Consider the following 13,229-nt stretch of genomic DNA (forward strand, 5'->3'; position numbering starts at 1 on the left):
TGCGACTAATCGTATGATTTAGCGTCTGCTTGACCACTCTCCAGGAGCCTGCCATGTCCCACATCAGCGCCAACGACCTTAAAACCAAAGGCATTTCTGCCATTGAATTCGCCCTGAGCACCGCACCCGAGGCGATTGTGTCGGTGCGTGGCAAAGACAAGTTTGTGGTGATGAACATGGCGCAATACCACTACCTGCGTGAATGCGAGCTGGACGCCGCGCTGGCCCAGACGCGTGCTGACTTGGCCGCTGGTCGCATGGTGCAAGAGTCGCCCGAGGCCCATCTGGCGCGGCTGGACGCGATGTGAGTGTGCCCCACGCACCAGCCATGCCGTTCGCACTGGTCTTCACCGAGCAATACAACCGCCGGGCGGCACGCTTCCTGAAGCGTCACCCAGACCTGCGTCAGCAATACCTCAAAACCCTGCAAGTGCTGGAGGCCAACCCGACTCACCCGTCGCTGCGCCTGCATCCCTTGCGCGGTAAGCTGGAGGGACTGCATTCCGTGTCCATCAATCTGTCGTACCGGATCACGCTGGAGCTGCTCATTCAAGACGGGCAAATCATCCCGGTGAATGTGGGTGATCATGATGCGGTTTATTGATTGGCAGGCCATAACAAAGGGAGGACCAATGAGCCTGCACAAAGAAATCAGTTTCGAGAACGAGATCTGCCAGCACCTGTCGCAAAACGGCTGGCTCTACGCCGAGGGTGACGCAGCAGGCTATGACCGCGCCCGTGCCCTGTTCCCTGCCGACGTGCTGGCTTGGGTGCAAACCACTCAGCCCAAAGCGTGGGAGGTCTTGAGCAAAAACCATGGCAGCAAGGCCGACGACACCTTGCTCACTCGCCTGCGCGACCAACTCGACCAGCGCGGCACACTGGATGTGCTGCGCCACGGCATCGAGCTGCTGGGCCTCAAAGCCTCGCTCAAGCTGACCGAATTCAAACCGGCGCTGGCCATCAACCCTGACATTTTGACCCGCTATGGCGCCAACCGCCTGCGCGTGGTGCGTCAGGTGCGCTACTCGCTGCATTGCGAAAACAGCATCGACCTGGTGCTGTTCTTGAACGGCCTGCCGGTTGCGACGGTTGAACTCAAAACCGACTTCACCCAAAGCATTGGCGACGCCATCGACCAGTACCGCTTTGACCGCCATCCCAAGCCCAAGGGTCAAGCCGCCGAGCCGCTGTTGTCGTTCCCTTGTGGCGCCTTGATTCACTTTGCAGTGAGCAATAGCGAGGTGGCGATGGTGACACGGTTGGACGGCCCGGGTACGGTGTTTTTGCCCTTCAATCTCGGTAACGAAGGTGCTGCTGGCAACCCGGTGAACCCGGCCGGTGGTCACCGCACCGCTTACCTGTGGGAACAAGTATGGGCACGCGAAAGCTGGCTGGAGATACTGGGCCGCTACCTGATTGCGCAACGCAACAAGAAAAAACAGATGGAGCGCATCATCTTCCCGCGCTATCACCAGTTGGATGTCACGCGCAAGCTGCAACTGGCCGTGCTGGCCGACGGCCCCGGTGGCAAGTATTTGATTCAACATTCGGCTGGTTCCGGCAAGACCAATTCCATTGCCTGGACGGCGCATTTTTTGGCTGAACTGCATGACGCTCAGGCCAAGAAGGTGTTTGATACCGTGCTGGTGGTGTCAGACCGCAACGTGATTGACGCCCAGTTGCAAGAAGCCCTGTTTGACTTTCAGCGCACCACGGGCGTGGTCGCCACCATCAAAAACACCGACGGCAGCAAGAGCGCAGCTCTGGCCGAAGCCTTGTCTGGCGATAAGAAAATCGTGGTCTGCACCATCCAGACCTTTCCGTTTGCTCTGGAAGCAGTGCGCAAGCTGGCCGCCACCGAAGGCAAGCGCTTTGCCGTGATTGCCGACGAGGCGCACAGCTCACAAACCGGGGAGGCCGCCAGTAAGCTGAAAGCCGTGCTCAGCCCGGAAGAACTGAAAGAACTCAACGATGGCGGCGAAGTCAGCACCGAGGATATTCTGGCCGCCCAGATGTCATTGCGCGCTGATGAGGGGGGCATCACCTTTGTCGCCTTTACCGCTACACCCAAGAACAAGACGCTGGAACTGTTTGGCACCCGCCCGGACCCAACGCGCAAACCGGCGCCAGACAACGTACCGACGCCGTTTCACGTCTATTCCATGCGTCAGGCGATTGAAGAGAAATTCATCCTGGACGTGTTGCAGAACTACACGCCGTACAGCCTCGCCTTCAAGCTGGCCCACAACGGGCAGGAGCTGAACGAGGCCGAGGTGGAGCGCAGCGCAGCCATGAAGGGCATCATGGGCTGGGTACGGCTGCACCCGTACAACATCGCGCAGAAGGTGGAGATCGTGGTGGAGCACTTTCGCGAGTTTGTGGCGCCGCTGCTGTCCGGCAAGGCCAAAGCGATGGTGGTGGTTGGCAGTCGGCTGGAGGCCGTGCGCTGGCAGCTGGCCATTGAGCAGTACATCAAGACCCACAGCTATGCGATCGGAACGCTGGTGGCGTTTTCGGGTGAGGTCAACGACCAGCAGTCCGGCCCGGACGGTTTCACCGAAAACAGCCCGCCACTGAACCCCAAACTCAAGGGCCGAGACATCCGCGAAGCTTTTAAGGGCGACGAGTATCAAATCTTGTTGGTGGCCAACAAATTCCAAACCGGGTTTGACCAGCCACTGCTGTGTGGCATGTACGTGGACAAACGCCTTGCTGGTATCCAGGCGGTGCAGACCCTGAGCCGACTGAACCGCGCTCATCCGGGCAAAGACACCACCTACGTGTTGGATTTTGTGAACGACACAGAAGAGGTTCTGGCTGCCTTCAAGACGTACTACACCACGGCTGAGCTGTCAGCTACTACTGACCCTCATCTGGTGTTCAACCTGCGGGCGAAGCTGGATGGCGCCGGGCATTACGATGATTTTGAGGTGGACCGCGTGGTGGCAGTTGAGCTGGATCCCCGAGCCAAACAGAGTGAACTCATCAGCGCCTTGGAGCCGGTGCAAGACCGGATCATGAAGCGGTACAAAGCGGCCCAGGAGTCGTTGAGGACGGCCCAGGACAAGCAAGACAACAAAGCCACCAAAGCGGCGCAAGACGAACTGGATGCGCTCATCTTGTTCAAGGGTGACATGGGGGCGTATTTGCGCCTCTATACGTTCCTGTCGCAGATTTTTGATTACGGCAATACGGGCATTGAAAAACGCGCCATCTTTTACAAGCGGCTATTGCCTTTGCTGGAGTTTGGCCGGGAACGCGAGGGGATTGACCTCTCGAAGGTGGTTCTGACGCACCACCATCTGAAAGACCTGGGCAAGCGGACCCTGCCGCTGGGCGCGGGCGAGACACCCAAACTGGCGCCCATTACCGAAGCAGGAAGCGCAAGCGTGCAAGAGAAGCAAACCGCGTACATGACCGAACTGATTGAGGCGCTGAACGACCTGTTTGGGTCAGACACCAGTGAGCAAGATCAGCTACGGTATGTGAATGGCACGCTTCTGGGTAAGGTGGCCGATTCGCCCAAGCTGCAACAGCAAGCCAGCAACAACAGCAAGGAGCAGTTTGCCAACTCACCCGATCTGACCCATGAACTTCAAAACGCCATCATTGAGTCGTATGACGCGCACACGGCCATGAGCACGCAGGCGCTCAATTCACCAATCGTGATGCGCGGACTGCTCAATATCCTGCTCAATCATTCGGGGCTGTATGAGACGCTGCGGGCGCGGGCTGCGGTTTGAAGGTCGGATTCGATAGCAGTTGTTGTCAAGGTCCCTCTATAAATGCAAAAAATCCACCCTCGGGTGGCTTTTTCGTTGGTGCTGATGGCCTTCTAGCTTTGAGGCACTTTTATGGACCATCCCAATCGCGAACCTTGTCCGCGTCTCGCCGGTCGCGCTTGGTGGGGCGACCTTGGGTCAGGCTGAGCGCTGGCTCGGGCGCCAGGCGCCGTTGCTCGGCGGCGGCAAGGCGCAGCGCAATGGACTCCGCCATTTCTTCAAAGAGCAGCGCCGCCACCGGCGCCGGGCCGCGTTTATCACTGAGCCCCCTGACGGTGACACTGCGAATCAGCACACCGGCGCGTACCTGCACGACATCGCCCACTTTCAATTCACGGGCCGGTTTGACGGTCACGCCGTTGACATGGACGCGACCCTTGTCAATTTCTTCACTCGCCAGGCTACGGGTTTTGTAGAAGCGGGCGGCCCACAGCCATTTGTCAATTCGCAAACGTTCCATCAGGCCGCAGGGTCAGGGTGAGCCCACTTGAAAGGGCCGGAAAACAGGTTTTTTGGGCGCTATGTCGTGCATGGCGGTCAGGTTCATGATGGCGGTTATCACCTCAGGGCTGAAACCCGAGCGGATGCGGTCGACGCCGTCGCCGCCACTGAGCATCAGTGTCTGCATGTAATCCATGCAGTCCTGATGGCCCCATGACATCTGGATCATCTTGGCAATGCGGTCATGGTTGATGCTGATGATGCTGAGCTCGTGGTCAATGCGGGCGTCAAGCGGCAACTCATGCAAAGGCATGGGGCGGGTGACGAGGTCGTCAAAGTCCTGGATCAGGTCCGGAAAGCCTAAGAATTCATTTTTTGACATGGCGCCAGTGTCGTTGTCCGGTTGGGAAATAGCAATGACCCGACAGCAAAAAACGACGCGGGTCTGCACAGATAGCTGACCGGCGCTTCGTCCTGCAGATGGTCTGCCGGGCCGGTTGGGCACTTTGCGCCATGACGGCGGGGTGGGTGCCCGCCAAACAGGGGCTATCCGTTGTCCGCTGTCCCCAGCGGCAAGCGCACCGTGGCGTCCAGGCCGGTGACAAGGCCATGACCTTCACGGTTGTCCAGGCTGATGCTCCCGCCCAGTGCCTGCACAATTTCATGGCAAATCGACAGGCCCAGCCCGGAGCCTGAACGCGCCTCGCCCGCCGAGAAGGGCTGGAACAACCGTTTGCGCAAGTCACTTGAAACACCGGGCCCGCTGTCGCTGATCACCAGGGCCGCAAATCGCGCATCACAGACCAGCCGCACGCTCAACGTTCCGTTAAGGGGTGTGTGGCGAATGGCGTTGTGCAGCAGGTTGCGTGACAGCTCACGCAGCATCCAGTCATGGGTGCGCACGGGGGCTGGCGATGAGTCGATTTCAAAATCAATGTCCTTGGCGGCAATCAGGGGCGACAGGTCAATGGCCACCTCCTGCAGCACCTGCGCCCAGTCGACGTCGCGCTCGGGCGCTTGCTGTACCAATTGGGCCACCTTGGCCAGCGACAGCATCTGGTTGGCCAGCACGGTGGCTTGTTCGACGGTGTCCTTGATTTCGAGCAGCGCCTGGGTGGGCTCCACGTCGCCGCGCAGCGCCGACTGAACTTGCACTTTCAAAACGGCCAGCGGCGTGCGCAATTGGTGAGAGGCATCGCGCACAAACCGTTTTTGGTGGTCCAGCAGGTGCTGCAGGCGGTCCATGAGGTTGTTGGTGGCATCAATCAGCGGAATCAGTTCGCGCGGGGCGCCCGGTGCCTGCAGGGGCGTCAAATCATCTTCTGAACGGCCCTGCAGCTGGGCGCTCAGGCGGCGCACCGGCCGGGTGGCGCGCTGGACCACCACAATCACGACCAGCGCAATCACCGTCACCAGCGCCGCTTGTCGCCACAGCGTGTCGATCAAAATCTGGCGCGCCAGGGTGCGCCGCAGTTCCAGTGTTTCTGCCACCTGTACCACCGCCATGGCGCGGGCCCGGTTCATGGCGACGGGTTGCAGCAGCACCGCCACGCGTACCGCATCACCCCGGTAGCTGTCGTCGTAGAAATCCACCAGGGCGGCGTACGGGCCCCGGTCCGGCAGGTGGCCGCGCCAGGCGGGCAGGTCCGCGAAGCCGTCAATCAGTTCGCCCTGGATGCTGGATATGCGGTAGACCATGCGGCTGCGGTTGTCAGCCTCAAAGGCTTCCAGCGCCGCGTAGGGTACGGTGGCGCGCAGTTGGGCGGCGTTGCCTTCGCCTACTGCGTCGATGTGCTCACCGATGGACTTGGCCGAGGCGAGCAGGGTGCGGTCGTAGGCGGTGTTGACGGCGGCCAGCGCCTGGCGATAAAGACTGACCGTGTCGACCAGGATAAACAGGCCGATGGGCAGCAAAATGCCCAGAAAGAGGTAGCGGCGCAATGACAGCGCCGCCTGGCGCACCGGCAGGAGAGATGGCTGCTGAGGCCGCTCGGGCGCAGTGTCCTGCGTCACGGTGTCACCTTCAGGAGGTAACCCAGACCTCGCAGTGTCACGAGCTTGGCGCCCGTGGGGATCAGTTTTTTGCGCAGACGGTAGGCCACGACTTCAATGGCTTCGTACTGGACCTCGACCGAACCGGGAAACACCAGTTCAAACAGTTTTTCCTTGGCCACGGCGTGGCCTGGCCGTGCCAGCAGCGACTTTAAAAAGGCCAGTTCACGCGGCGTCAGCTCCAGCGGCTGAGATTGGTAGTAAACAGCGCCGCTATCTTTATCATAGCTAATGCCGCCCGTTCCGTCTGGGCTAGAGGCTGATTTGGCATTATTTTCTGGTCGGCGGCGGTGCAGGGCACGAACGCGTGCTTCCAGCTCGTCCAGGTCAAAGGGTTTGGGGAGGTAGTCGTCGGCACCCGCGTTCAGGCCCATGATCCGGTCGCCCACGGTGCCACGGGCGGTCAAGATGAGCACCGGGGTGGTGAAACCACGCCGGCGTGCTTGCGTCAGGATCTGCAGGCCGTCCAGGCCGGGCAGGCTCAGGTCGAGCAGGACCACGTCAGGCGAGGTGTCCTGCCAGCGCCCCAGCGCCGCTGAGCCGTTGTCACACACCTCGACCGACCAGCCCAGCCGGGTCAACGCCCGCAGCAGCGTTTTGTGCAGCGCGGGGTCGTCTTCAACCAGCAGCAGTTTCATGAAGGCCTCCGGCTGGCTGGCGCACGCTCAATAGCTGCCGATGTAGTCCTTCTTGCCCACTTCCACGCCGTTGTGGCGCAGGATGGCGTAGGCCGTGGTGGTGTGGAAGAAGAAGTGCGGCAGGCCGTAGTTCAGCAGGTAGGACTGGCCGCTGAAGCGCTTTTCCTTGGGCGTTCCGGCCTGGGTGACGATTTCACGAGTGGCGGCTTCGTCAAACTTGCTGACGTCAAGTCCGACCATGAAGGCCAGCACGGTGTCAATGCGGGCCTGCAAATCAGCAAAGATCTGCTCGTTGTCTTCGAGCTTGGGCACCTCGACACCGGCCAGGCGTGCGGACACGCTCTTGGCAAAGTCAGACGCCACCTGCACCTGGCGCAACAGCGGGAACATGTCGGGGAACAGACGGGCTTGCAAGAGGGCGTTGGGGTCGATCTTTTTATCGGCCGCATGGGTTTCGGCTTTGGTCAACACCGACTTGAGTCCGCCCAGCATTTGTGTGAAGACGGGGATCGAGGAGGTGTAGATGGCGTTGGTCATGTGTTCTTTCATTGAATGGGCGCAGATTTTCGCCTGAATTACTTGGCAGTCGCCAGACGCCACAGCGAAGTCACTTCACGTGACCGGGCTTCGTGCAGGGGGTCGGTCACATCGGTGGCCTTGGCGTGCAGGGGCTTGGCGTCAATGCGGCTGATGACCCGCAGGCCGTTGCTCTCGAAGGCAGCCAACAGCTCTTCGCGGGTGCGCAAACCCAGATGCTCGGCCAGGTTGGACAAGATCAGCCAGCCCTCGCCCTTGGGTGCCAGGTGGGCGGGTAGCCCCTTGAGAAAGCTCAGCAGCATGCGGCTGCCTTCGTCGTACACCGCGTGCTCCAGCGGGGAACTGGGCCGCGCGGGCAGCCACGGTGGGTTGCAGACCACCAGCGATGCCTGGCCTTCGGGAAACAGGTCAGCCTCCACAACTTGCACCTGCTGGGCCACGCCCAAGCGCTCCAGGTTGTCCCGGGCGCAGGCCAGCGCGCGCGGGTCCTGGTCGGTGGCGACTACTTTGGTCACGCCGCGGCGCACCAGCACGGCGGACAACACGCCGGTGCCGGTGCCAATGTCAAACGCCACGATGCTGTCCTGCCCGGTGGGCGGTTTGGGCAGGTGGGCGGTGGCCACCAGGTTGATGTATTCGCCACGCACGGGCGAGAACACTCCGTAGTGGGGATGAATGCGGTTGTCCGGCTCCTCACCCAAGGCCGCAATTTCGACGCCCACCCGGCGCCATTCGTGTGCGCTGGTGATGCCCGAGAGTTCGCGCAACGACGCCACGGAGTTGCCTGCCGCGGCATCTGCCGGGCCCCAGGCCTCGGTCAGGGCGGTTTTGGCATCGGGCGCCCGGCGCAAGGTAATGCTGTAGTCGGCGTTGAAAGGAATCAGCAGCATGCCCAGCATGCGGGCGCGCTGTGACTGGGCCAAGCGGTGCAGGTGAAAGGCATCCACCAGGGCGATCTCTTGTGCGGCCTTCTTGCGCTTGCGTGCGGGCACGTTGTCTGCGCGCCGGGCCAGCGCTTTGAGCAACTGCTTGGCATTTTGAAAGTCACCACGCCACAGGAGGGCTGTGCCTTCGCAGGCCAGCCGGTAGGCGGTGTCGGCGTTGGTGGTGTCGTCGGCCAGGATCACGCGCTTGGGCGGCGTGGCACCACGTTCGGAGCGCCAGAGCGCCGAGCACTCCACGCCAGCCTCGGTCCAGCGGATGACGGGCTGTGCATGGGCAGTGGTTTCTGGCGTGGCGGGGGAAGATGAATTGGACATGAACTGGGTGAACCGCAAAAATTGAATACCGAGTGTTTTAACAGATGGGCAAACGCGCCGGGGATATCCGTGTTTTCCCTAATAAGAACGGGTGCTGGCTGACAGCCGTTTGACAGCGGGCCGGGGCATCATCAATTGGTAAGTAAAACCAACAGGAGACTCTGATGCGTCGCGATACTTTCCTTAAATCCATGGCGGCCCTGGCCGTCACCGGTGGCCTGCCTTTGTCGGCCCTGGCGGCTGCCAATGTCAAGATGATGATTCCCGCCAACCCGGGCGGTGGCTGGGACGGCACAGGCCGCGCATTGGGCAAGGCCCTGCAAGACGCCAAGGTGGCGGATACGGTCACTTATGAGAACAAGGGCGGCGCCGCCGGTGCCTTGGGCCTGGCCCAGTTCGTCAACGGCAGCAAGGGTGATCCCAACGCCATGATGGTGATGGGCGCCGTCATGCTGGGTGGCATCATCACCGGCAAACCGCCGGTGTCCTTGAGCGCCGCCACACCGTTGGTGCGCCTGACCAGCGAGTACAACGTGTTTGTGCTCCCGGCCAACTCGCCCTTCAAGAGCATGAAGGAAGTGGTCGACCAACTCAAGAAAGACCCCGGCAGCATCAAGTGGGGCGGCGGTTCACGCGGCTCTACAGAGCACATTGCTGCGGCCATGATTGCCCGCGAAGTGGGTGTGGACGCCTCCAAGATCAACTACGTGGCTTTCCGGGGCGGCGGCGAGGCGACGGCGGCCATTCTGGGTGGCAACGTCACCATCGGTGGCAGTGGCTACAGCGAGTTTGCCGAGTACATTGCCGCGGGCAAGATGAAGGCCCTGGCCGTGACCTCGGGCACGCGCCTGAAGGGCGTCAATGTGCCCACGCTGAAAGAGCAGGGCATCAATGTCGAAATCGGCAACTGGCGCGGTGTGTATGGCGCGCCTGGCATCACCGCGGCGCAACGCAAGGACCTGATCGACATGCTGGTCAAGGCCACCAAGTCCAAGGCCTGGGCCGAAGCGGTCGAGAAGAACAACTGGACGCCTGCTTTGCTCACCGGCGCTGACTTCGAGAAGTTTGTGGACGACGACTTTGCGTCGCTGCGCGCCACCATGGTCAAGTCCGGCATGATTTAAGCCGTCGGACCTCCAAGTGCCGATGCATTCCAGAGCGGAAAGCATCGGCGTTTTTTCTGGTGCCTTTTGTTCCGGGCATCTCTCTCACTGTGAGGCATCCACCATGCGTCAACATTCCCCTCCCTCTATTTCAAAAACTTTCCAGACCGCGGTCAGCATGGGCGTCGTCCTGCTGGCGCTGGGCTTGGCATTTGGTGCCATGAGCATTCCGTCTGAGGCGGGTTATGCGGGCGTCGGCCCCAATTTTTTGCCCTGGCTGGTGTCGGTGGCGCTCTTCATTTGCGGCGTCATCATGCTTTACAAAGCCCGCAACGGTGGCTTTAAAAACATGGAAGAAGGTACGGGTGACAAGCCCTACTGGCCGGGCTTCATATGGATGTCGGCAGGGCTGCTGCTTAACGCCGCGCTCATCACCACCATCGGCTTTATTTTCAGTTGTACGCTGTGTTTTGCCATGGCGTCACGCGGGTTGCGCAATGCGGAGGGGCGTGCGAACCAGGGCCTGAAAACCTGGGTGACTGACCTCGGGATTGGCCTGCTGATCTCGGCGCCGGTGTATTGGATGTTTACCAAATTCCTGGCGATCAACCTGCCAGGACTCACGACCACAGGGTGGCTTTAATGGATATCTGGAACCAACTTCTTCAAGGCTTTGCCACGGCGGGCACGCCGGTTAATTTGCTCTGGGCCTTTGTCGGTTGCGCGCTGGGCACGGCCGTGGGTGTGTTGCCCGGCATCGGACCCGCCACGGCGGTGGCCATGCTGCTGCCGATCACGGCCAAGGTCGAGGCCACAGCCTCGATGATCTTCTTTGCCGGTATTTACTATGGCGCCATGTACGGGGGCTCGACCACCTCCATTTTGTTGAACACGCCGGGCGAGACGGCCAGCATGGTCACCGCCATGGAGGGCAACAAGATGGCCAAGAGTGGCCGCGCCGGTGCGGCACTGGCCACGTCGGCCATCGGCTCATTTGTGGCGGGCACCATTGCCACCGTGCTGGTCACGCTGTTCGCGCCCATCGTGGCCGAATTTGCGGTCAAGCTCGGGCCACCTGAATACTTCATGCTCATGTTGCTGGCCTTCACCACGGTCAGTGCGGTGCTGGGCCAAAGCACGGTGCGCGGGTTGACCGCCTTGTTTGTGGGCCTGGCCGCCGGTTTGGTGGGGCTGGACCAGATCACGGGGCAAGCGCGCTACACCGGGGGGGTGCCTGAACTGCTGGACGGCGTTGAGATTGTGCTGGTGGCGGTGGGCTTGTTCGCCGTGGCCGAGGCGCTGCACGCCGTGCTGTTTGAAGGCAAGGTGGTCGAGTCTGAAAACAAGATGAGCCGCGTCACCATGACCAGGAGCGACTGGCGCCGGTCCATTCCGGCCTGGCTGCGGGGCACGGCCATTGGCGCGCCGTTTGGCTGCATTCCCGCGGGCGGCACCGAGATACCCACGTTCCTGAGCTACGCGACTGAGAAAAAACTGGCCAAAGGGGAGCACAAGGCTGAGTTTGGAACAAAGGGTGCCATCGAAGGCGTGGCCGGTCCGGAGGCTGCCAACAATGCCACGGTGACTGCTGCGCTCATCCCGCTGCTGACGCTGGGTATCCCCACCTCTAACACCACGGCCATTCTGCTCGGTGCGTTTCAAAACTACGGCATCCAGCCCGGGCCACAGTTGTTCAGCAGCTCGTCCAGCCTGGTGTGGGCCTTGATCGCGTCGCTCTACATTGGCAATGTGATGTTGCTGGTGTTGAACCTGCCGCTGATTGGCATGTGGGTCAAGCTGCTCAAGGTGCCCAAGCCGCAGCTCTACGCCGGTATTTTGATTTTTGCCACCGTGGGTGCTTACGGTATGCGCCAGAGCGCGTTTGACTTGTTCCTGCTGTTTGCCATTGGCCTGCTCGGGCTGGTGATGCGCCGCTTCAACTTTCCTACCGCCCCGGTACTGGTCGGCATGATCCTGGGCCCCCTGGCCGAGGCCCAGCTGCGCAACGCCATGTCCATCGGCGAGGGCAGCGCCATGGTGTTCCTGCAACGCCCCATGTCGCTGGCCTTGCTGGTGGTGGTGCTGTCGGTGCTGATCGTGCCGCGATTGCTCAAAAAACGTGCTGAGGCGTTGGTTTGATGGGTAAATAGAATGCTATCTAATTGATAGCTGCTTGTGCACGTCACATAAGCACCTGAGGCCATTTTTGGCCCAGGTGCTTTTTTGTTGGCTGACCGGGGTCATGCAGGCAGGATTGACACATTCAGCCGTTACCATCGTCGCGCTGCCGTTGGCATGCACACATTAAAAATAATCGTTGGAAATGAAAAAAACACTTGCTCTGGCCTTGCTTGGCCTGCTCGCGGCGTGCGCTCACGCGGCAGAAAATCAAACCATCAACGGCGCCGGTTCATCCGCCGCGGCCCCTATTTACCGCAGCTGGTCTGGCGAATACCGCAAGCAAAGCGGCGTCGAGCTGACCTACGACTCCATCGGGTCGTCCGCCGGTCTCAAGAAAATTCGCGGCGGTGACACCGGTTTTGGCGCATCAGACGTGGCGCCCACGCCCGCCGAACTGCAAAAGGACGGCCTGCTGGTGTTTCCGATCGCCATCACCGGCATTTCGCCAGTCGTCAACCTGCCCAAAATCGGCGAGAAGCAGTTGCTGCTGTCGGGCTCGGTGCTCAGTCGTATTTACCTGGGTGAAGTCACCCGCTGGAACGACTCCGCCATTGCACAACTCAACCCCGAGCTGGCTTTGCCCGATCTGCCCATCAAAGTCGTAGTGCGCAGCGATGGCTCCGGCACCACCTACAACTTCTCGGACTATCTGGCCAAGGCCAGTCCGGTCTGGAAAGAAAAGCAGGGTGTCAAATCCGCGTTCGCCTGGCCTGCCGGTTTCATTGCCGCCAAAGGCAGCGAAGGCGTCGTCAAGGCCGTCAAGGAAACGTTGGGCACCATCGGGTACGTGGACTTTGGTTACGTCAAAGACAACAACCTGCGCGCGGTACAACTCAAAAACGCTCAGGGAGACAAGGTGCAGCCTTCGGTGGACGCGTTCAAGGCGGCGCTGTCCAGCAGTGACTGGGTCAGGACCGGGTCATTCACCACCACCTTGACGGACATGCCCGGCAAAGGCGCCTGGCCCATCACCATGGGCACGTTTGTGGTGGTGCCCCAAGTGACCCAGAAGCCTGAACAAACCCTGCACGCGCTGCAGTTTTTTGTCTGGGCCTTCATGAATGGCGATGCACTGGTTCAACAAAGCAACTTCGTTCGGTTGCCTGACCGCATACAGGCCCTGGCCTTCAAAACCATCGCCTCGGTCAGGGACGCGTCGGGCAAGTCCCTGCGCCTGACCTTGCAGGTGCCACGCGCTGAGGCGCCTTGATGGGCGAGGCCGGACGGTTAGCA

The 13,229-nt window shown here is 60.9% G+C and carries 13 protein-coding genes; 7 read left to right on the plus strand and 6 right to left on the minus strand.

What is annotated here, in order from left to right; all coding sequences use genetic code 11:
- The first annotated feature begins 53 nt into the window (after window positions 1-53).
- From AC097N_RS01485 to AC097N_RS01495, 3 genes are read left to right on the plus strand one after another with little or no spacing between them, the layout of a single operon-like run.
- Complete coding sequence (locus AC097N_RS01485) at window positions 54-308, plus strand: hypothetical protein (protein ID WP_479578955.1); 255 nt, start codon at window positions 54-56, stop codon at window positions 306-308.
- Window positions 305-604, plus strand: a complete 300-nt coding sequence (locus AC097N_RS01490) for a type II toxin-antitoxin system RelE/ParE family toxin (protein ID WP_479578956.1) — start codon at window positions 305-307, stop codon at window positions 602-604. Before AC097N_RS01485 ends, AC097N_RS01490 begins: the two co-directional genes overlap by 4 nt.
- A gap of 28 nt (window positions 605-632) precedes the next feature.
- Window positions 633-3,746 carry a type I restriction endonuclease subunit R gene (locus AC097N_RS01495; protein WP_479578957.1) on the plus strand — a complete coding sequence of 1,038 codons (3,114 nt, stop codon included), beginning with the start codon at window positions 633-635 and terminating at the stop codon, window positions 3,744-3,746.
- Window positions 3,747-3,855: 109 nt separating this feature from the next.
- On the opposite strand, the gene AC097N_RS01500 is transcribed toward AC097N_RS01495, so the two are convergent.
- The 6 genes from AC097N_RS01500 to AC097N_RS01525 all read right to left on the minus strand — a co-directional run bounded on the left by AC097N_RS01500 (window position 3,856) and on the right by AC097N_RS01525 (window position 8,712).
- Window positions 3,856-4,245 (minus strand): RNA-binding S4 domain-containing protein, encoded by a 390-nt coding sequence (locus AC097N_RS01500; RefSeq protein ID WP_479578958.1) that lies wholly within the window; start codon window positions 4,243-4,245, stop codon window positions 3,856-3,858.
- A 12-nt stretch (window positions 4,246-4,257) separates the two neighbouring features.
- Window positions 4,258-4,608, minus strand: coding sequence for a hypothetical protein (locus AC097N_RS01505; protein ID WP_479578959.1), 351 nt, complete (start codon window positions 4,606-4,608; stop codon window positions 4,258-4,260).
- A 164-nt stretch (window positions 4,609-4,772) separates the two neighbouring features.
- Window positions 4,773-6,173: a sensor histidine kinase gene (locus AC097N_RS01510; protein WP_479579190.1), complete on the minus strand. Its 1,401-nt coding sequence runs from the start codon at window positions 6,171-6,173 to the stop codon at window positions 4,773-4,775.
- 62 nt (window positions 6,174-6,235) lie between these two features.
- Window positions 6,236-6,916, minus strand: a complete 681-nt coding sequence (locus AC097N_RS01515) for a response regulator (RefSeq protein WP_479578960.1) — start codon at window positions 6,914-6,916, stop codon at window positions 6,236-6,238.
- A gap of 27 nt (window positions 6,917-6,943) precedes the next feature.
- Window positions 6,944-7,453 carry a DUF1993 domain-containing protein gene (locus AC097N_RS01520; protein WP_479578961.1) on the minus strand — a complete coding sequence of 170 codons (510 nt, stop codon included), beginning with the start codon at window positions 7,451-7,453 and terminating at the stop codon, window positions 6,944-6,946.
- Window positions 7,454-7,491: 38 nt separating this feature from the next.
- Window positions 7,492-8,712, minus strand: a complete 1,221-nt coding sequence (locus tag AC097N_RS01525) for a methyltransferase (RefSeq protein ID WP_479578962.1) — start codon at window positions 8,710-8,712, stop codon at window positions 7,492-7,494.
- A gap of 164 nt (window positions 8,713-8,876) precedes the next feature.
- Between AC097N_RS01525 and AC097N_RS01530 the strand changes: the two genes are divergently transcribed.
- The 4 genes from AC097N_RS01530 (at window position 8,877) to pstS (ending at window position 13,206) form a co-directional block, all read left to right on the plus strand.
- Complete coding sequence (locus AC097N_RS01530; protein WP_479578963.1) at window positions 8,877-9,836, plus strand: Bug family tripartite tricarboxylate transporter substrate binding protein; 960 nt, start codon at window positions 8,877-8,879, stop codon at window positions 9,834-9,836.
- Window positions 9,837-9,939: 103 nt separating this feature from the next.
- Window positions 9,940-10,458 (plus strand): tripartite tricarboxylate transporter TctB family protein, encoded by a 519-nt coding sequence (locus tag AC097N_RS01535; RefSeq protein ID WP_479578964.1) that lies wholly within the window; start codon window positions 9,940-9,942, stop codon window positions 10,456-10,458.
- Window positions 10,458-11,954, plus strand: a complete 1,497-nt coding sequence (locus tag AC097N_RS01540; RefSeq protein ID WP_479578965.1) for a tripartite tricarboxylate transporter permease — start codon at window positions 10,458-10,460, stop codon at window positions 11,952-11,954. Before AC097N_RS01535 ends, AC097N_RS01540 begins: the two co-directional genes overlap by 1 nt.
- A 184-nt stretch (window positions 11,955-12,138) precedes the next feature.
- Window positions 12,139-13,206, plus strand: a complete 1,068-nt coding sequence (gene pstS / locus AC097N_RS01545) for a phosphate ABC transporter substrate-binding protein PstS (protein WP_479578966.1) — start codon at window positions 12,139-12,141, stop codon at window positions 13,204-13,206.
- Window positions 13,207-13,229 lie beyond the last annotated feature (23 nt).

This window comes from Rhodoferax sp. LS1R11 (assembly GCF_056521395.1).

Coding starts and splice junctions, on each gene's coding strand:
- AC097N_RS01530 (WP_479578963.1), top strand. CDS start 8,877: ATGCGTCGCGATACTTTCCTTAAATCCATGGCGGCCCTGGCCGTCACC.
- AC097N_RS01505 (WP_479578959.1), bottom strand. CDS start 4,608: ATGTCAAAAAATGAATTCTTAGGCTTTCCGGACCTGATCCAGGACTTT.
- AC097N_RS01500 (WP_479578958.1), bottom strand. CDS start 4,245: ATGGAACGTTTGCGAATTGACAAATGGCTGTGGGCCGCCCGCTTCTAC.
- AC097N_RS01540 (WP_479578965.1), top strand. CDS start 10,458: ATGGATATCTGGAACCAACTTCTTCAAGGCTTTGCCACGGCGGGCACG.
- AC097N_RS01485 (WP_479578955.1), top strand. CDS start 54: ATGTCCCACATCAGCGCCAACGACCTTAAAACCAAAGGCATTTCTGCC.
- AC097N_RS01515 (WP_479578960.1), bottom strand. CDS start 6,916: ATGAAACTGCTGCTGGTTGAAGACGACCCCGCGCTGCACAAAACGCTG.
- AC097N_RS01525 (WP_479578962.1), bottom strand. CDS start 8,712: ATGTCCAATTCATCTTCCCCCGCCACGCCAGAAACCACTGCCCATGCA.
- AC097N_RS01495 (WP_479578957.1), top strand. CDS start 633: ATGAGCCTGCACAAAGAAATCAGTTTCGAGAACGAGATCTGCCAGCAC.
- AC097N_RS01535 (WP_479578964.1), top strand. CDS start 9,940: ATGCGTCAACATTCCCCTCCCTCTATTTCAAAAACTTTCCAGACCGCG.
- AC097N_RS01520 (WP_479578961.1), bottom strand. CDS start 7,453: ATGACCAACGCCATCTACACCTCCTCGATCCCCGTCTTCACACAAATG.
- pstS (WP_479578966.1), top strand. CDS start 12,139: ATGAAAAAAACACTTGCTCTGGCCTTGCTTGGCCTGCTCGCGGCGTGC.